General features: G+C 71.1%; 16 protein-coding genes. 11 read left to right on the top strand and 5 right to left on the bottom strand.

Annotated elements, in window-relative coordinates:
* Positions 1-119: 119 nt before the first annotated feature.
* Complete coding sequence (locus ACIBX3_RS36290) at positions 120-914, bottom strand: IclR family transcriptional regulator (RefSeq protein ID WP_397125041.1); 795 nt, start codon at positions 912-914, stop codon at positions 120-122.
* 173 nt (positions 915-1087) lie between these two features.
* Between ACIBX3_RS36290 and ACIBX3_RS36285 the strand changes: the two genes are divergently transcribed.
* From ACIBX3_RS36285 to ACIBX3_RS36260, 6 genes are all read left to right on the top strand, one after another.
* Entirely contained in the window at positions 1088-2056 is a 969-nt protein-coding gene (locus ACIBX3_RS36285) for a cyclase family protein (protein WP_397125040.1), read from the top strand.
* Positions 2053-3099, top strand: coding sequence for an NAD(P)-dependent oxidoreductase (locus ACIBX3_RS36280; protein WP_397125039.1), 1047 nt, complete (start codon positions 2053-2055; stop codon positions 3097-3099). Before ACIBX3_RS36285 ends, ACIBX3_RS36280 begins: the two co-directional genes overlap by 4 nt.
* The gene (locus ACIBX3_RS36275) at positions 3096-3992 is read left to right on the top strand and encodes an NAD(P)-dependent oxidoreductase (protein ID WP_397125038.1); all 897 of its coding nucleotides are present in this window, start codon (positions 3096-3098) and stop codon (positions 3990-3992) included. The genes ACIBX3_RS36280 and ACIBX3_RS36275 overlap by 4 nt, the downstream gene beginning before the upstream one ends.
* Before the next feature lie 5 nt (positions 3993-3997).
* A complete protein-coding gene (gnd, locus tag ACIBX3_RS36270; RefSeq protein WP_397125037.1) occupies positions 3998-4879 on the top strand; it encodes a phosphogluconate dehydrogenase (NAD(+)-dependent, decarboxylating) in 882 nt (293 codons plus the stop codon).
* A gap of 69 nt (positions 4880-4948) precedes the next feature.
* Positions 4949-5611, top strand: a complete 663-nt coding sequence (locus ACIBX3_RS36265) for an MFS transporter (RefSeq protein ID WP_397125036.1) — start codon at positions 4949-4951, stop codon at positions 5609-5611.
* Positions 5581-6051, top strand: coding sequence for a hypothetical protein (locus ACIBX3_RS36260; RefSeq protein WP_397125035.1), 471 nt, complete (start codon positions 5581-5583; stop codon positions 6049-6051). The genes ACIBX3_RS36265 and ACIBX3_RS36260 overlap by 31 nt, the downstream gene beginning before the upstream one ends.
* 9 nt (positions 6052-6060) lie before the next feature.
* Here ACIBX3_RS36260 and ACIBX3_RS36255 read toward each other — a convergent pair whose 3' ends face one another.
* Together ACIBX3_RS36255 and ACIBX3_RS36250 are read right to left on the bottom strand one after the other, a co-directional pair.
* A complete protein-coding gene (locus ACIBX3_RS36255; protein WP_397125034.1) occupies positions 6061-7545 on the bottom strand; it encodes a gluconokinase in 1485 nt (494 codons plus the stop codon).
* 104 nt (positions 7546-7649) lie between these two features.
* Entirely contained in the window at positions 7650-8990 is a 1341-nt protein-coding gene (locus ACIBX3_RS36250; RefSeq protein WP_397125033.1) for an MFS transporter, read from the bottom strand.
* Between the two features lie 267 nt (positions 8991-9257).
* Between ACIBX3_RS36250 and ACIBX3_RS36245 the strand changes: the two genes are divergently transcribed.
* The 5 genes from ACIBX3_RS36245 to ACIBX3_RS36225 all read left to right on the top strand — a co-directional run bounded on the left by ACIBX3_RS36245 (position 9258) and on the right by ACIBX3_RS36225 (position 13993).
* On the top strand, positions 9258-10142 hold the full coding sequence (locus ACIBX3_RS36245; RefSeq protein WP_397125032.1) for an NAD(P)-dependent oxidoreductase: 885 nt from the start codon (positions 9258-9260) through the stop codon (positions 10140-10142).
* The gene (locus ACIBX3_RS36240) at positions 10139-10912 is read left to right on the top strand and encodes an SDR family oxidoreductase (RefSeq protein ID WP_397125031.1); all 774 of its coding nucleotides are present in this window, start codon (positions 10139-10141) and stop codon (positions 10910-10912) included. Before ACIBX3_RS36245 ends, ACIBX3_RS36240 begins: the two co-directional genes overlap by 4 nt.
* A gap of 18 nt (positions 10913-10930) precedes the next feature.
* Positions 10931-12001: an L-idonate 5-dehydrogenase gene (locus tag ACIBX3_RS36235; protein ID WP_397125030.1), complete on the top strand. Its 1071-nt coding sequence runs from the start codon at positions 10931-10933 to the stop codon at positions 11999-12001.
* 67 nt (positions 12002-12068) lie between these two features.
* Positions 12069-13070 carry a 2-hydroxyacid dehydrogenase gene (locus tag ACIBX3_RS36230; protein WP_397125029.1) on the top strand — a complete coding sequence of 334 codons (1002 nt, stop codon included), beginning with the start codon at positions 12069-12071 and terminating at the stop codon, positions 13068-13070.
* A gap of 110 nt (positions 13071-13180) precedes the next feature.
* Positions 13181-13993 carry an IclR family transcriptional regulator gene (locus ACIBX3_RS36225; protein WP_397125028.1) on the top strand — a complete coding sequence of 271 codons (813 nt, stop codon included), beginning with the start codon at positions 13181-13183 and terminating at the stop codon, positions 13991-13993.
* A 41-nt stretch (positions 13994-14034) separates the two neighbouring features.
* On the opposite strand, the gene ACIBX3_RS36220 is transcribed toward ACIBX3_RS36225, so the two are convergent.
* Positions 14035-14865 carry an NUDIX domain-containing protein gene (locus ACIBX3_RS36220; RefSeq protein ID WP_397125027.1) on the bottom strand — a complete coding sequence of 277 codons (831 nt, stop codon included), beginning with the start codon at positions 14863-14865 and terminating at the stop codon, positions 14035-14037.
* Entirely contained in the window at positions 14858-16918 is a 2061-nt protein-coding gene (locus tag ACIBX3_RS36215; RefSeq protein ID WP_397125026.1) for an RNA degradosome polyphosphate kinase, read from the bottom strand. Before ACIBX3_RS36215 ends, ACIBX3_RS36220 begins: the two co-directional genes overlap by 8 nt.
* Positions 16919-16931 lie beyond the last annotated feature (13 nt).

Here is a 16931-nt window from a genome sequence, read left to right as displayed (position 1 = left end):
GGCGGTATTTGTTGCCGCAAAGTTAAGGCGGCCGCACGGAGCGATCTCCGTACGGCCGCCGTGACGGGCCGGTGGGGCGGAGCGGCCGCCGCCCGTGGGACCCCTTGGACAGCGGCGGGTCAGCTGCCGCCCGTGGCGGTCCCCTTGGGCAGCAGCGGGTTCTCCAGGCCCGCCGCGATCTCGTGCAGGTCCTCGAGCAGCGCCTCGCGGAACTTGTCGTCGAGCCGGGCCTTGAGCACGGTGACACTGATCGCGAACGGCGCCGAGTCCGTGCGGAATCCGCCGACCGGCACTGCCAGGCAGACGATGCCCGCAGTGGTCTCCTCGTCGTCGATGGCGTAGCCGCGCCTGCGCGTGGCCTCCAGGTCCGCCAGCAGCGCGGGCACGGAGATGATCGACCGCTCGCTCAGTGCCACCAAGGGGCGCATGCGAAGCCGATCCTCGGCCACCGCCGGCTCCAGGGTCGCCAGGATGGCCTTCCCGGTCGCCGTGCAGTTGGCGGGGAAGCGGTCGCCGATGTTCGCGGTCAGCCGCAGCGGCTGAGTGCCGTCATATCGGCCCAGATAGAGCACGTCCATGCCGTCCAGCACGGCGACCCGGGAGGTCTCCCTGGAGATGTGGGTGCTGCGCCGGCACAGCTCGTAGAAGTCGCGCAACTGGTCGACCGTGGCCAGGTAGCGGCCCCCGAGCTCGACCAGTTTGCGCCCCAGGCCGAAGCCCTGGCCGTTGCGTGCGACCATGCCCGCAGCCTCGAGCGAGGCGCACAGGTTGGCCGTCGAGGACTTCGGCAGGCCGAGAGCGCGGGCTATCTCGCTGACCGACAGCGGGCGCCCCTCCGCTTCGCCGAGCGTGTCGAGGATGGCCACCGCCCGCGTGACCGCAGGGACGAGGCCTCCCGGATCGCTTGCGCTCACCAGCAACTCCATCCATCATTCTGTTCATCGTTCAGCATATTGTTATTGTCCGTCGTGCGCCCCCTGAACGACAACGCCATCGCACCCGCTTTGTCGTCGAGACCTTCTGACCGTAGCGCCGATGCGGGCCGCCTACCCCCACACCCTCCGAGCCTTGGAGCGCTGAGCAACAGATGACCAGTCGCCCGGAAGAATCCCCGCCGCCACCAACCGCCGCCCCCGGCAACGGGCCCAGCATCTCCCGCCAGGAGTTCGACGAGCTCTTCGACGCCGTACGCACCTGGGGCCGATGGGCCTCCGCCGACCGGGGCGCCTGGAACCGGGTCACCCCCGGGCATGTCCAGCGGGCCGCCGCGCTGGTGCGCACCGGGGTCATCGTGCCGATGGCACTGCCGTGGAACACCGTGCCCGGCCCGGACAACGGCAAGCCGGCCCTGCACTACATGTCCGACCTCGGCGATGTGGAGGCCCCGGAGCCGGCCACGCACAAGGACTTCATCGCCGTCGACTACCACGGCAAGGGCGTCAGTCACCTCGACGCTCTCTCCCACATCGCCTACCGGGGGCAACTCTACGACGGTCGCACCGCCCGCGAGGTCGTCGACGCCGGGGGAGCCCGGTTCGGCGCCGTCGCCGCGCTCGGACCGCTCGTTACGAAGGGAGTGCTCCTCGACCTGCCCGCCGTCCTCGGGATCGACTGGCTGGAGCCCGGCCGGGCCGTGCACGCGCAAGACGTCCTCGCCGCAGAGAAGGCGCTGGGCGTGACCATCGGCGAAGGCGACGCGGTGCTGCTGCGCTCCGGCCACTTCCGCCGCCGCGCGGCACTCGGCGCTTGGAACGCCGACGCCGCCAGCGCAGGCTTCCATGTGGACGCGATACCGCTGCTGGCCGAACGCGGCATCGCCCTGATCGGCGCCGACGGCGACAGCGACGTGCGCCCGTCCCCCGTCGAAGGGCTGCATTCCCCTGTGCACGCGCTCGCCATCACCGCCATGGGGGTGCCGCTGCTGGACAACCTGGATCTCGAGCCGCTGTCCGCCGCCTGCGCCGACGCGGGCCGCTATGAGTTCCTGCTCACCGTGGCGCCGCTGAACATCCCCGGCGGAACGGGGTCACCTGTGAACCCGGTAGCGGTCCTGTGACGCCGCGGATCACCGTGGGCGTCAGCCGGGACTTCCTGGACGACCATGGCCGCAACGTGTGGGGCGACATCCGGCTCGGCGAACTGGACGCCGCCGGCATCGCCTGGCAATACCTGCCGCGCGACACCGATGAACTCCTCGCGATGGACGTGGACGGCCTGGACGCCGTCCTGTTCGCCGCCCCCGCCGTCACCGAACGCACCTTCGCGGGCCTCGACCGCCCCCCGCTGCTGTTCGCCCGCTTCGGAGTCGGGTACGACGCCGTCGACCTCGACGCCTGCACCCGGCACGACGCCCTGGTGACGATCACCCCGGACGGCGCGCGCCGGCCGGTGGCCACCGCCGCTCTCACCCTGCTGCTGGCCACCCTGCACAACCTCACCGCCAAGGACCGGCTGGTACGGCAGGGGCGCTGGACGGAGAAGGACCGGTGGATGGGCCGCGGGCTCACCGGCCGCCGCATCGGCCTGATCGGTCTCGGCAACACCGCCGGTGACTTGGTGGGGCTGTTGAGGCCGTTCGACGTCGAGGTCACCGCGTTCGACCCGTATTGCCCCCCGGAGACCGCCCGCCGGCTCGGCGTACGCCTCGCGGACATCGACACGGTGATGGCGGAGGCCGACGCCGTGATCGTCATGTGCGTGCTGACTCAGGAGACCCGCCACCTGATCGACGCGCGGCGGCTGTCACTGATGCGGCCCACGGCCGTGCTGCTCAATGTCGCCCGCGGCCCCATCGTCGACGAGGCCGCGCTGATCGAGGCGCTGCGGTCGGGTGTCGTCCGCGGCGCCGGGCTGGACGTGTTCGAGACCGAGCCGCCCGACCTCGGCAACCCCCTCCTGCACATGGACAACGTCGTGCTCAGCCCGCACGCGCTGGCGTGGACCGACGAGATGTCGGCAGGCAACGGCGGCAGCGCGGTCCAGGCCGTGCTCGATGTGGCGGCCGGTCGGGTGCCGCGTTTCGTGGTCAACCGTGATGTGGTCGAGCGGCCACGCCTTGCCGACCGGCTCGGCGCGCTCGCGGCCAGGACGCACTCATGAAGCCCATCGGTTTCATCGGGCTCGGCGCCATGGGCCTGCCGATGGCGGCGAACCTCGCCAGTGCCGGATTCGACGTCCTGGCCTGGAACCGCGGTCGCCCGCCGCTGGACGCCGCCGAAGCGGCCGGCTGCCGCACCGCCGCAGGGCTGGCGCAGGTGGGCGCCGCCGCATCCGTCGTCATCACCATGCTGCCCGACCTGCCCCAGGTCGCCGACGTGCTGTACGGCCAGGACGGTCTGCTGTCCGCGGAACCGGCCATGGACACCTTGCTCGTGATGGGCACCGTCTCCCCGACCGGTGTTCGCGCTCTGGCTGAACGCCTGCGCCTGCACGGCGTCACGGTCATCGACGCACCCGTCAGCGGCGGCGTGACGGGTGCCCGCGACGCCACGTTATCGATCATGGCGGGCGGGTCGGCGGACGCCGTCGAGCGGGTGCGCCCGTACCTGGAGGCCATGGGCTCGACCGTCCGCCGCATGGGCGACACCGGTGCCGGGTCGCTCGCCAAGGCGTGCAACCAGCTCGTCGTCGCGGGCACCCTGGTCGCCCTGGCCGAAGCCCTTGTCCTCGCCGAGCGCGGCGATCTCGATCGGGCGGCGCTGCTCGACGTCCTGGCCGGTGGTCTCGCCTCCTCAGAAGTGCTCGCCCAGAAGCGCCATCACCTGGCCACCGGGGACTTCACGCCCTCGGGCCCCGCCCGCTATCTCCGCAAGGACCTCGGGTTCGTCCTGGAGAGCGCCGCCGGCGAACAGATCACGCTGCCGCTGTCCACGACCGTCGCCCGGCTGTATGACGCGGTCGACGCCCGGGGACTCGGCCACCTCGACAACAGCGTCGTCCTGGACATTCTCCGCGACATCCCCGCAAACCCACCGCACCATGCGAAGGACTGAAATCAATGCAAGTAGGAATCGTCGGCCTTGGACGTATGGGCGGCAACATGGCAGCCCGCTGGCGAGCCTCGGGCCACGAGGTCGTCGGCTACAGCCGTACCTCTCCGGACCGCGACGTGGCCTCCCTGGAGGAGCTGGCCGGCAAGCTCGCCGCACCCAAGGTGGTGTGGCTCATGCTGCCCGCTGGCGAGCCGACCCGCGAGGCCCTGCGGCAGCTGGCGGGCCTGCTGTCAGCCGGCGATGTGATCGTCGAGGGCGGCAACTCGCGCTTCAGCGACGACGCCGAGCATGCCCGCATGCTGGCCGAGCACGGCATCGGATACGTCGACTGCGGCGTCAGCGGCGGCATCTGGGGCCGGGAGAACGGCTACGCCGTGATGTGCGGCGGCGCGGACGAGCACGTGCGGAAGGTCTGGCCGCTGCTGGAGTCGCTCGCTCCCGGCGAGGACGGCTTGTGCCACGCCGGCCCGGTGGGCGCCGGCCACTACGCCAAGATGGTCCACAACGGCATCGAGTACGGGATGATGCAGGCGCTCGCCGAGGGCTACGAGTTGCTGGAGGCCAGCGAATACGTCCCCGACGTCCCCAAGCTGCTGGCCTCCTGGCGGCACGGCACGGTCGTCCGCTCCTGGCTGCTTGACTTGCTGGTCCGCGCCCTCGACGACGACCCGCGCCTGTCCCGCTTGTCCGGCCGGGTGGACGACTCCGGTGAGGGCCGCTGGACGGTCGAGGAGGCCGTACGCCTGGCGGTGCCCGCGCCCGCGATGACCGCCGCGCTCTACGCCCGCTTCGCCTCGCGGGAGCCGGACGCCGCCGCGCTGCGCGCCCTCGCGGCCATGAGGCAGCAGTTCGGCGGCCACGCCGTGCACGCCGCCGCGGTCGGCTGAGGTCCTCCGGCCCATGCCCGGTCGTGCCCGGATGCCACGATGGCGGTGCTCGGACAGGGAGGCACGGGGATGAGCGGACGAGGCGGACGGGGGCTGGCGCTCCTCGTCGCCGGGGCGTTCTTCATGGAGAACCTGGACGCCACGATCATCTCGACGGCCGCCTCCGACATGGCGGCTTCCTTGGGTGTGCGGCCGGTGGACGTCAACCTCGCCATGACCGCGTACCTCGTCGCTTTGGCCGTGTTCATCCCGGTGAGCGGCTGGGCCGCCGACCGATACGGCGCCCGCCGTGTCTTCGCCTGCGCGATCGTGGTGTTCACGGTCGCGTCGGCGCTGTGCGCGGCAGCCGGTGCTCTCCCCGAGCTGGTGGCGATGCGGGTGCTGCAGGGTGCCGGCGGCGCGATGATGGTTCCCGTCGGCCGGTTGGCGGTGTTGCGCGCCACCAGGAAGGCGGATCTGCTGCGCGCGGTCGCCTACCTCACCTGGCCGGGACTGCTCGCCCCCGTCCTGGCGCCCGCACTTGGCGGCCTGCTGACAACCTACGCCTCCTGGCGCTGGATCTTCCTGATCAACGTGCCGCTCGGCGTGGTGGCGCTCCCACTCGCTCTGCGGATGGTGTCGGCTGGAGTGCCGCTACGGCCGGGCTGGTCCTCATCGCGGTCTTCGCGGGGAACATCGCCGTCAAGCCCCTCACCACACCGATGCTGCGCCGCTTCGGTTTCCGCACGGTGATAGTGGCGAACGGGGTGGCGACCGCGGTGACCTTCGTGTTGTGCGCGCTGCTCGGCCCCCACACCCCGCTCGTCTTGGTGGTGTGCGCCCTGTTTGCGAGCGGTGTGTGCCGCTCGGTCTCGCTCAGTGCCTATTCCACGATCGGCTTCGCGGACATCGGACCGGACCGGACCAGCGGCGCCAGCGCCCTCACCGGCACCGTCCAGCAGTTGGCCACCGGTCTCGGGATCGCGCTGGCCGCGCTGGCGTTGCGCGCCGCCGAGCCTCTCGCGCCGCTGCTCGGCCTGGGCGGGCCTGCGGGGTCATACCAGGTGGCGCTCTTATTGCTCGCGCTGCTCCCGCTCGCCGCCGTCACGGAGGCCATACGCCTTCGGCGCGACGCGGGAGCGGTCGTCACCGAGCCCCCAACCCTCAGCCGGCCCATGCGGGCGGATCCGTAACCGCCCGGGCTACCAGGGCATCTCGCGCAACACCCGGTACAACCGCTCGGTCAGGTGGCGCGTGGCGGCCATCCGCCCCGCCGCCACGGGGTCGGGCGTCACGGTGCGATGGGTCCGGAAGCCGGCCTCGGACATCGCGAAAGGCAGCGCGGGGAGGGCGCCGAGAGCACGCCAGCCGAGCAGCGCGGCGCCGAGGCCGGAGCCGGCGGCGTCCTCCGTGATCTCCAGCGGCATGTCGAGCGCGGCGGCGAGGACATCTGCCCACAGCGGGGAGCGCAGCGCGCCGCCGGTGGCGCGCACCGCGGTGACCGCGGACCCTGCCGCGAGCAGCGAGTCGCGTACCAGCGCCAGCTGCTGCCCAACGCCCTCGATCATGGCCCGGGTCAGATGCGCCCTGCCATGCCCGCGCCGCAGCCCGGCCACGGCGCCCCGAGCGTCCGGATCCCACCACGGGGCGCGTTCGCCGAGCAGGTGGGGCAGAGCGATCAGGCCCTCGGCGCCGGGTTCGATCTCGGCCGCCTCCTTGAGGAGGTCGGCGAGGTCGGCCCCGAAGGACTCGGCCGCCCACTGGGCGACCACCCCGGCGTTGCTGACCGCTCCGCCGAGCACCCACAGCCCGTCGGCGAGGTAGTAGCAGAACACCCGGCCCTGTTCGTCCACACCGGGCCGGTCGCGTGCGACGCGGAGTGCCCCGCTGGTGCCGAGGGACAGAGCCGCCATCCCCGGGGTGGTGGCGCCCACGGCGAGGTTGGCCAGCGGCCCGTCGCCCGCCCCGGCGATCACGGGCAGCCCTGCGGGCAACCCCAGCACGCTGGCCGGTCCCGGAAGCAGCGCCATCACCTCGGTGGGTGGTACGAGCTCGGGCAGCCGCTCCGCGGACACTCCGGCGACGTCCAGCGCGGGCCCGTGCCATCGGGCGGTCCGCATGTCGAGGAGCCCCATGCCGGAGGCACAGGAGAGGTCGGTCGTCAGCCGGCCGGTGAACTGGAACAGGATGAAATCCTTGAGACCGCACCAGCGGGCCGTGCGCAGGAGGAGATCGGGCTCGTGGGCGGAGAACCACACGAGCTTGGTGAGCGGCGACATGGGATGCACGGGAGTGCCGGTCGCCTGATGCAGCTCCGCGCCGCCTCCGTCGGCGCGCAAACGCCGGGCGACCTCGGCCGAGCGGGTGTCCGCCCAGCTGAGCGCGGGAGTCAGCGGGTCGTGAGAGGGGCCGAGCGCGAGTAGCGTGTGCATGGCGGCGCTGAAGGACAGCCCACGCACCGCGAGTCCGCGCCGCGCGCAGACTTCGGCGCTCTCGCGCACTGCGTCGTACACTCCGGCGAGCACCTCTCCGGGGTCGTGCACGGCTTCGCCGTCGCGCCCGGTGCGCATGGGAGCCGGGCGCTCGACCGTCGAGACCAGCCGATGCGCTCGGTCCACCGCGACGACCTTGGTCATGGTGGAGCCCAGGTCGATCCCGAGCACGACCTCGCCTGCGACCTTCATCATCGTCTCCGTTCAGCTCGGGATCGGTCCGGACGCCCGCCCCCGAGGCCCGCAGGCCACGGGGGCGGGTCCAGGCCTGCGGGCCACTGGGGCGGGCGTTCCGCCGGCTAGCGGGCGTCGGCGAGGTCGGCGAGATCCCGGCCCCGGGTCTCCGGCGTGAGGAAGGTGGTCCCGAAGGTGATCAGCGAAAGGATCACGACGTATACGGCCAGCGGCCACCACGAGTTGCTGAACGCCAGCAGCAGAGCCGCGCCGATCATGGGTGCCACTCCACCGGCGATGATCGCGCTGAACTCCCGGCCGATCGCCACACCCGTGTAGCGGTGCCGGGCGCCGAACAACTCGGCCAGCAGCGCGCACTGCGAGCCCAGCATGCCGTTCACTCCGACGCCGATGCCCAGGGTGATGACCACGCAGATCAGAATGGTGTTTCCGGTGCTCATCAGCGCGAACGCGGGAACGGCGAACAGGGCCTGGAAGAGCGCGGCCATGCGGTACAGCGGCACCCGGCCGATCCGGTCGGACAGCATGCCGAACAGGGGGATGGAGACCAGGCCGGCGAGTGAGGCGCAGGCCACCGCCAGTGGGCCGACCGAGGCGGACACCCCCACGACGGCGGTCACGTAGCTGATGCTGAACGTGGAGTACAGATAGGACGTGCCGTTCTCGGCCATCCGCAGCCCGAAGGTGATGAACAGGTTGCGGCGGCTGTGCGCGAACAGGTCTCGCAGCGGACGCTTGCTCACGTCCCCGGACTCCGACAGTTGTTCGAAGGTGGGACTCTCGTCCATCTGTCGCCGGATGTAGACCGCGAGCACGATGAGCACCGCACTCAGCAGGAACGGCACCCGCCAGACCCAGCCGAACAGGAGGTCCTGGTCCAGCCGGGCGAGCGGGATGAACAGGGCTGTGGCGGCCAGCATGCCGACCTGGATGCCGACGAAAGGCAGTGCGGCGTAGTAGCCGCGCCGGGCGCTCGGGGCGTACTCGGCCATCAGCGTCGACGCGCCGGCCTGCTCGGCGCCGGCGCCGAAGCCCTGCAGCAGCCGGAGGATCATCAGCAGGATGGGGCTCCACGCGCCCGCGGTCTCATAGGTGGGCAGCAGCCCGATGGCGAATGACGAGCCGCCCATCAGCGCGACTGTCACGACCAGCACCGTTTTCCGGCCGTGCCGGTCGCCCAGCGACCCGAAGAACAGCCCGCCGAGCGGACGGGCGACGAAGCCGACCGCGTAGGTGGCGAAGATCGCCACGAGCCCGACCGCCGGGCCGAGCCCGGGGAAGAACAAATGCTGGAACACCAGGGCCGAGGCCAGGCCGTAGATGGCGAAATCGTAGTACTCGAGGGCGCTGCCCACCGAGCTGGTCAAGAGTGCGCGGCGCAATCCGGGGGTCGCTGGGGTGCTGTCGCCGCCGGTGGTCTGGGTTGTCGAGGTTGGCACCTGCATGGGGGGATGCCGCCTTCCGTCTCGCGGAGGAGGTAACACGCAGTTCATCTGCGGACGACAGAGACCGTAACAGGAAGCAGCACACAAGCCAATATTCTGAACACACCTTGTTTCGGCGCGACGAGCCCCGCCTGCCGTCCAGTGATTGGCTTTCACCTGCTGAGTTGGGCCATCGATCGGTTCTCGGCCAGGACTGGAGCTTGCCAGTCATCCTCGAAGAGAGTTCAATATGCTGACAAGAGGACAGAATGTGGGCCAGGAGGGCGCATGGAGGAGCACAGAGAAGTGGGGATCGCCGGGCTCGGCGTCATGGGCGCGTCCATCGCCCGCCGGCTGATGAAGCAGGGCAGGCCGGTGCGGGTCTACGACATCCGGCCCGACGCCGTAGCCGAGCTGTCCGTGGAAGGGGCGTTCGCGGCGCGGGCGCCGGCGCATCTCGCGGAGTCGTCCGTAGTGCTCCTCTCCCTCAACACCGCCGACATCGTCGAGGAGGTGGCCTTCGGGCCGGAGGGCGTGCTCGCCGGAGCGCCGGACGGCGTACTGGTGATCGACATGTCCAGCATCGACCCCGCGCGCACGAGCGAGTTCGCCCGGCGCGCCGCGAAGCTCGGCGCCGGCTGGGTGGACGCGCCGCTGTCCGGCGGAGCGCCGGGAGCCGCGCGCGGAGAGCTGACCTTGATGCTCGGTGGCGACGAGGAGCACGTGGAGCGGGCCCTGCCCGTGATGGAAGACCTGGCCTCCCAGCTGACCCACCTCGGCCCGGCGGGCTCCGGGCAGCTGGCGAAGTCCATCAACCAGGTGCTGGTCGGCTGCGGGTTCGCCGCGCTCGCCGAGGCGGCCGCGCTGGTGCGGGCGGCCGGGCTGCCGCCGCGGCAGGTGCTCGCCGCGCTCTCCGGGGGCAGGGCCGATTCCGCGCTGTTGCGGGAGTTCTTCGTGAAGTTCGCCGAGTTCGATCTGTCGCCGACCGGGCGGGTGAGCAATATGGTCAAGGACCTGGAGGCCGCCCGTGACCACGCGCGCTCGGCCGGCGTGCCGCTGCCGGTCACCTCCGCCGTCGCCGAGCTGCACCGCTGGCTGGCCGCCGCCGGTCACGGCGACGCCGACAACGCCGCACTGATGCACTACTACTGTCTGACGGAGGCCGACTCATGAAGGGATCCGCGTTGTTCGACCTGTCCGGGCGTCGCGCCCTGGTGACGGGATCAAGCAAGGGCATCGGGGAGGCCCTGGCCACGGGACTGGCCGAGGCCGGCGCCGAGATCGTGCTCAACGGCCGCGATCCCGAGGCGCTGGAGCGCGCCCGGGACAGGCTGGCAGAACGTACCGGGGCGAAGGCGCACGCGATGCCCTTCGACGTCACCGACCCGGAGGCCGTGCAGCGGGCGGTCCAGGAGCTCGAGAACCGGGTCGGCCCTGTCGACATCCTGGTGAACAACACCGGGATCCAGCATCGCGAGCCACTGCTCCAGGTGTCGGCGGAGACCTTCGAGAGGGTTGTCCACACCAACCTGACCAGTGCTTTCCTCGTCGGGCGCGCGGTCGCCACGGGCATGATCGAGCGCGGCTACGGAAAGATCGTCAACATCTGCTCTGTGCAGACCTGGCTCGCCCGGCCCGGCATCGCGGCCTACTCCGCGTCCAAGGGCGGCCTGGCGATGCTGACCAAGGGGATGTGCGCGGAATGGGCGGGCTCCGGGGTGACGGTCAACGGGCTCGCCCCCGGATACGTGATCACTGAGCTGACCCGCCCGCTCGTCGACGATCCCGCCTTCGACGCCTGGATCCGGGGCCGCACCCCGGCCGGGCGCTGGGCGTCCGTCGAGGATCTCGTCGGCACGCTGGTGTGGCTCGCGGCGCCGGCGTCGGATTTCGTCAACGGCCAGGTCATCGCCGTCGACGGCGGGCTCACAGCGGTCATCTGAGGAAGGGTGGGTCAAGACATGACGTCGACGACGACGCGGCCGGCCATGCGCGCGGTGGTGGTGCACGGCGCGGGAGACCTGCGCCTGGAAGAGCGCCCGGTCCCGGCGCCGGGACCGGGCGAGGTGGCGGTGGACATCAGGTACGGCGGCATCTGCGGCTCCGACCTGCATTACTGGCGGCACGGCGCCGTCGGCGAATTCCGCTTGCGCGAGCCGCTGATCCTCGGCCACGAGATCGTCGGCCGGGTGCGTGCGGCCGGCCCCGGCGCGCGGGTTGCTCCGGGAACCCCGGTGGCCGTGCACCCGCTGGTGTCGTGCGGGAAATGCCGACAGTGCCGCGCCGGGCGGCGCAACACCTGCCTGGACACCGGCTACCTCGGCAGCGCCGCCCGCTTCCCCCACGTGCAGGGCGGCTTCGCCGACGTCCTGGTGGTGCCCGCCGAGCGGGTGCTGCCGCTTCCGGAGGGCCTGAACCTCAGGCTGGCCGCCGTGGCCGAACCGGCGGCGGTGGCCTGGCACGCTGTGGGGCAAGCGGGTGACGTACGCGGCAAACGGGTGCTCGTGACCGGCGCGGGCCCCATCGGCTGCCTGGTGGTCGCGGCGCTGCGGGCGTCCGGCGCCGGCGAGATCGTCGTGACGGACGTGTTCGAGGCCCCGCTGGCCGTCGCCAAGGCGGTGGGCGCCACCTCGGTCGTCCGCGTCGGGGGGACCTCGGATCCCCGGGAGATCGAGGACCTGGCGGCGGACCTCGCCATCGAGTCCTCCGGCACCTCCGCAGGGCTGCACACCTGCGTGTTCGGGGTGGACCGGGGCGCCACCGTGGTGGGCCTCGGCCTGCTGCCCCCGGGAGACACGCCGCTCCCCGCCAACGCGATGATCACGCGGGAGCTGCGGTTCGTCGGCTCCTTCCGGTTCGACACCGAGATCGGGGAGGTGCTCCAGGCGCTGGCCGACGGCCGCCTCCCCGTCGATCCGGTGATCACCTCGGTGCTTCCGGCGGCACGGGTGAGCAAGGCGTTCGAGCTGGCGGCCGATCCGGCCCGCTCCTGCAAGGTTTTGCTCGACTTCGCCGCTCCCGGCGCGGCGTGACCATGCCGCCCGCCGGCCCCGGTACGCATGGTGTAAGTCTGAAGATTTCGATGAAACGGAGTACAGCATGTCCGGCACGCCCGCACCTCGCCCACGCGTCGCGGTCTCCCGCGCCGACCTCCCCGGAGACGCCGCCGCCCGGCTGGCCGCGCACTACGACGTCACCGTGTGGCCGGGATCGGCACCGCCCGCTCCCGCCGAGCTCGCCGAGCTGACCCGCGGCTGCGATGCCCTGCTGGCCGTCGGCAACGATCGGATCGGAGCCGAGTTCCTGGACGCGGCCGGGCCGCGGTTGCGCGTCGTGGCGCTGGCGTCGATGGGATACGACGGCGTCGACGTGGCGGCGGCCGGGGAGCGCGGTGTCGTCGTCACGCACACGCCTGACGTGCTGGCCGACACCACCGCCGACGTGGCGATGGCGCTGATGCTGATGGCGCGGCGCCGCCTGGTCGCCGGCATGGACGCCATGCGCCGCGGCGAGTGGGGCTCGACCGCCATGAACGAGTTCTTCGGCCTGGACGTCCATGGCGCGACCCTCGGGCTGATCGGCTACGGCCAGATCGCTCGCGCCCTGGCTCGCCGGGCGGCCGGATTCGGCATGCGCGTGCAGCACCATCACCCGAGACGAAAGGAGGACGACGCGCTGTCTCGCTGGGTCCCCTTCGACGAGCTGCTGTCGACCAGCGACGTGGTCTCCATCCACACGCCCCTGACCCCCGAGACCTCAGGCATGATCGGCCGCGCGGAGCTGGCCAGGATGAAGCCGACGGCGACCCTGGTCAACACCGCTCGGGGCGGGATCGTCGACGAGGACGCCCTGCTGTCGGCCCTGCGCCGAGGCGAGCTGCACTCGGCGGGACTCGATGTGATGACCGATGAGCCGCGTACGGACCCCGCCGATCCGCTGTTCGCCGAGCCACGCTTGGTGGTGCTGCCGCACGTGGGCTCGGCGACCGAGGCGACGCGTGCGGCGATGACCGACCTCGCAGCCCGCAATATCGAGGCCGTCCTCGGCGGCGAGGCCGCGCGGACCCCGCTGCCCGGAACCCAAGACCGGCCGGGTCGCTGACCTCCTCTGTCGCACTGGCGGAACATCGTTCCAAAAACTGTACAGAGGTACCGCGGCTTGGGCCATGCTTCGTAGTATGGGAGCACAGCGTAATGACAAGAGGAGCCCTCATGATCCAGGCCGTCGGCGTCCCTCTGGCGGAGCAGCCCGAGGAGCGTTCGCTGCGCTCGGTCGAAAGCCGCTCCCCTGCGGTGACCAGGGCGGTCGCCGTGCTGGAGATCCTTTCCAAGAGCAAGCGGCCTTTGTCCGTGACCGAGGTGGCGAGGGCGCTCGACCTGGCGAAGTCCACCGTCGCGAATCTCTGCGCGGCGCTGGAGGACAGCCACATGATCCGCCGCATCGACGGCCGCTGGGCGCTGGACTACAAGGTGCTCGAACTCGGCCAGGGTTTCCTCGCCGGCACCGACATGCTCGGCGAGTTCCGCATGGCCGCCGCCGCGCTGCCCGTGGCGTCACAGGAGACGCTGCTCCTGGCCACGCTGGACGACCTCGAGGTCGTCTACCTCGCCCGGCACGACGGCAGCCAGCCTGTCCGGCTGGCCAGCGACATCGGGCGGCGCATGCCCGCCGTGGTCACCGCGCTCGGCAAGGCCATGCTCGCCTCCCTCCCCGCGGACGAGCTGGAGCGGCGCCTGGCCCAAGTGGACGAGCTGCCGACGTTCACCCCCCGTTCCCACCGGACCATGGACGCCCTGCGCCGTGATCTGGACAGCACCCGCGAGCGCGGCTACTCCGTCGACGACGAGGAGAACACCGAAGGCATCACCTGTGTGGGCGTCGCCCTGCCAGGCGAGCGCCCCACGCCCATAGCGGTCAGCGCGACCCTGCTGACCGTCCGGTTCACCACTCACCTCCGCGAAGCCCTCGTCGAGGATCTCGGCTCGCTCGCACAGCGCCTCGCCCGCGTCGCGCCCCTCTCGTGACGCCGCTTTCGTGACGCCGCGTGGCACGTGCCGGACGTGGTTCAGGAGGCGTAACGTTCGACGCTGACGACGTGGTCGCCGGCCCTGTGCAGGACGGCGAACGCGCCCTTGCGCAAATGCACGTCCTTGCCGCTGAGCGTGTGGATCAACCCGGGCAGCACCTTGCCGTGGCTGCACACGGCCGCCGGCACCGCGATGTCCCGCACCAGGGCGGGCGTCTTGTGCGGGTCCTGGCTCTCCTCGCTGAGCAGGGGCTCGGTCTTGATCTCGGCCCCGTACGGCGTCAGTGTCTGCACGCAGCGGGCGCTGGGCGAGCTGATCAGCAGCTCTGGCCGGTAGGCGGGCAGCGCGGTGGCCAGCGTGGCCGCCTGGGACTCGCCGTCGGTGTCCAGCGGGCGCTGCGCGTCGTCGCCGTCCCAGTCGCTGCGGTGACCGGCCGAGCCGTGGCGTATGAGGACGAGGGGCACGGTCTCGAGCGGTGCCACCGTCAAGGCCCGGAGCAGCCCGGCGTCCCATTCGTACGTCAGTAACGCCCTGGCCTGCGCCGGCGGCAGCCAGCGCAGCTCGTCCACCTCCTCGTTGGGGGTGAACCCGTCGTCGGCGACCGTCTGCCCCGTCCAGTAGTCGACCCGCTTGAGCCGGCCCCGGTTGATGTAGTGGACGGGCGGCAGGGCACGGCCGAGCACGATCGTCATGCCGGTCTCCTCGCGTACCTCGCGGAGGGCGGCGGCGATCACGTGTTCCCCGGTCTTCAGCTTGCCCTTGGGGAACGTCCAGTCGTTGTAGGCGGGGCGGTGGATGACGGCGACCTCGGGGCGGGTTTCCACGCCCCTCCAGACCACGGCTCCGGCTGCGCGGAGCAGGTCAGTCATCAACGGTCCTCCAGCGGCGCGTACTGATGAGATGACTCTGCAGGTCCTCGCCGTGATGGCGGACCCACGTGCCATCGGCGTTGAGCCACCACGCGTTCGTGGTCTCGGCCATGGCGTGGTCCATCAGCTCGATGAGGTAGGCCTTGTGCTGCTGCGACGTCACCTTGACCAGGGCTTCGACGCGGCGATCGATGTTTCTGCGCATGAGGTCGGCGCTGCCGATCCAGACCTCGGGCCGCCGGCCCAGGCCGAACTCGTACACCCGGGAGTGCTCGAGGAACCGCCCCAGGATTGACCGTACGCGGATGTTCTCGGACAGATCGGGGATCCCCGGCCGGAGCAGGCAGATGCCGCGCACCCACAGGTCCACCCGGACTCCGGACCTGGAGGCCCGGTAGAGCGCGTCGATGAGTGACTCGTCCACCAGCGAGTTGGTCTTGATGCGGATCCGGGCGGGCCGGCCGGCCTCCTGGTGGGCGATCTCCCGCTCGATCCGGGCCAGCAGCCCGCTGCGCATGGAGTGGGGCGCGACCAGCAGCCGGCGGTAGGCGGAGTGGTTGGAGTAGCCGGTCAGGTGGATGAACAGGTCGGTGACGTCCTCGCCGACCAGCGGGTCCGCCGTGAGCAGGCCGAAGTCTTCGTACTGCCGGGCGGTCTTGGGGTTGTAGTTGCCGGTGCCGATGTGGCAGTAGCGGCGCAGCTCGCCCGAGGGCTCCTGGCGGACGACCAGGGCGAGCTTGCAGTGCGTCTTCAGGCCGACCACGCCGTAGACGACGTGGCATCCGGCGCGCTCCAGCTTCCTCGCCCAGGAGATGTTGGCGTGCTCGTCGAAGCGGGCCTTGATCTCCACGACCACCACGACCTGCTTGCCCGCCTCGGCCGCGTCGATCAGGGCGTTCACGATGGGGGAGTCGCCGCTGGTCCGGTAGAGGGTCTGCTTGATCGCCAGGACCCGGGGATCTTCCGCGGCCTCCTCGATGAAGCGCTGCACGCTGGTGGCGAACGAGTCGTACGGGTGGTGCAGCAGCACGTCGCGCTCGCGCAGGACCGAGAAGAGGTCGTCCTCGGCGTTGATCACCTCCGCCGGCACGAACGGGCGGTAGCTGAGCTCGCCGCGCTCCAGGTCGGCGATGACGTGCAGGCCCGACAGGTCGAGCGGCCCGGGCAGCCGGTAGACCTCATGGGGCGCCAGCTCCAGCTCCTCCACGAGCGGGGCCAGCACCTCGGGAGTGATCGTGTCCTCGACCTCCAGCCGCACGGGCGGGCCGAACCGCCTCTTGAGCAGCTCTTTCTCCAGCGCCTGCATGAGGTTCTCGGTGACGTCCTCGTCGACGTCGAGGTCCTCGTTCCTGGTGACGCGGAAGACGTGGTGCTGGAGGATCTCCATGCCCTTGAAGAGCTGCCCCAGGTGGGCGGCGATCACGTCCTCCAGCGGGACGAACCTCTCCTTGGAGGCGCGGATGAACCTCGGCAGTTGCGAGGGGACCTTGACCCGGGCGAAGACCGTGTGGTCGGTGGCCGGGTTGCGCACCAGGACGGCCAGGTTGAGGCTGAGCCCGGAAATGTACGGAAACGGGTGCGCGGGGTCCACGGCCAGCGGCGTCAGCACCGGCCTGATCCGCTCCCTGAACAGCTTGCGCAGCTCGGTGCGCTCCTCGCGGTCCAGGTTCTCCCAGCGGATGATCTCGATGCCCTCGGTCGCCAGCTCTGGGCAGACCTTGTCGTGAAAGGCCGCCGCGTGCCGCCTGGCCAGCTCGTCGGCGACGGTCGCGAGCCTGACGAGCTCCTCGCGCGGCTTCAGCCCGCTCTTCGTCCGCAGCAGCAGGCCGGTGGCCATGCGCCGCTTGAGCCCCGCCACACGTACGCGGAAGAACTCGTCCAGGTTGTTCGCGAAGATCGCCAGAAACCGCACCCGCTCCAGCAGGGGAAGCGTGGCATCCTCGGCCAGCTCGAGCACCCGCTCGTTGAACTGCAGCCAGCTCTCCTCGCGGTTGAGAAACCGCTCCTGCGGTAGTGGAAGGTCATTAGCGGGTTGCAGCGGTTCTGCGGACATATCGCCTATATTG

The organism is Nonomuraea sp. NPDC049480 (genome assembly GCF_044465905.1).
Classification (GTDB): domain Bacteria; phylum Actinomycetota; class Actinomycetes; order Streptosporangiales; family Streptosporangiaceae; genus Nonomuraea.
This window is presented reverse-complemented; position numbering and strand designations above follow the sequence as displayed.

Bases quoted from the DNA above. Each gene is read 5' to 3' on its own strand.
- ACIBX3_RS36285 (WP_397125040.1), top strand. From the start codon at position 1,088: ATGACCAGTCGCCCGGAAGAATCCCCGCCGCCACCAACCGCCGCCCCC.
- ACIBX3_RS36275 (WP_397125038.1), top strand. From the start codon at position 3,096: ATGAAGCCCATCGGTTTCATCGGGCTCGGCGCCATGGGCCTGCCGATG.
- gnd (WP_397125037.1), top strand. From the start codon at position 3,998: ATGCAAGTAGGAATCGTCGGCCTTGGACGTATGGGCGGCAACATGGCA.
- ACIBX3_RS36265 (WP_397125036.1), top strand. From the start codon at position 4,949: ATGAGCGGACGAGGCGGACGGGGGCTGGCGCTCCTCGTCGCCGGGGCG.
- ACIBX3_RS36260 (WP_397125035.1), top strand. From the start codon at position 5,581: ATGCTGCGCCGCTTCGGTTTCCGCACGGTGATAGTGGCGAACGGGGTG.
- ACIBX3_RS36255 (WP_397125034.1), bottom strand. From the start codon at position 7,545: ATGATGAAGGTCGCAGGCGAGGTCGTGCTCGGGATCGACCTGGGCTCC.
- ACIBX3_RS36250 (WP_397125033.1), bottom strand. From the start codon at position 8,990: ATGCAGGTGCCAACCTCGACAACCCAGACCACCGGCGGCGACAGCACC.
- ACIBX3_RS36245 (WP_397125032.1), top strand. From the start codon at position 9,258: ATGGAGGAGCACAGAGAAGTGGGGATCGCCGGGCTCGGCGTCATGGGC.
- ACIBX3_RS36240 (WP_397125031.1), top strand. From the start codon at position 10,139: ATGAAGGGATCCGCGTTGTTCGACCTGTCCGGGCGTCGCGCCCTGGTG.
- ACIBX3_RS36235 (WP_397125030.1), top strand. From the start codon at position 10,931: ATGACGTCGACGACGACGCGGCCGGCCATGCGCGCGGTGGTGGTGCAC.
- ACIBX3_RS36230 (WP_397125029.1), top strand. From the start codon at position 12,069: ATGTCCGGCACGCCCGCACCTCGCCCACGCGTCGCGGTCTCCCGCGCC.
- ACIBX3_RS36225 (WP_397125028.1), top strand. From the start codon at position 13,181: ATGATCCAGGCCGTCGGCGTCCCTCTGGCGGAGCAGCCCGAGGAGCGT.
- ACIBX3_RS36220 (WP_397125027.1), bottom strand. From the start codon at position 14,865: ATGACTGACCTGCTCCGCGCAGCCGGAGCCGTGGTCTGGAGGGGCGTG.
- ACIBX3_RS36215 (WP_397125026.1), bottom strand. From the start codon at position 16,918: ATGTCCGCAGAACCGCTGCAACCCGCTAATGACCTTCCACTACCGCAG.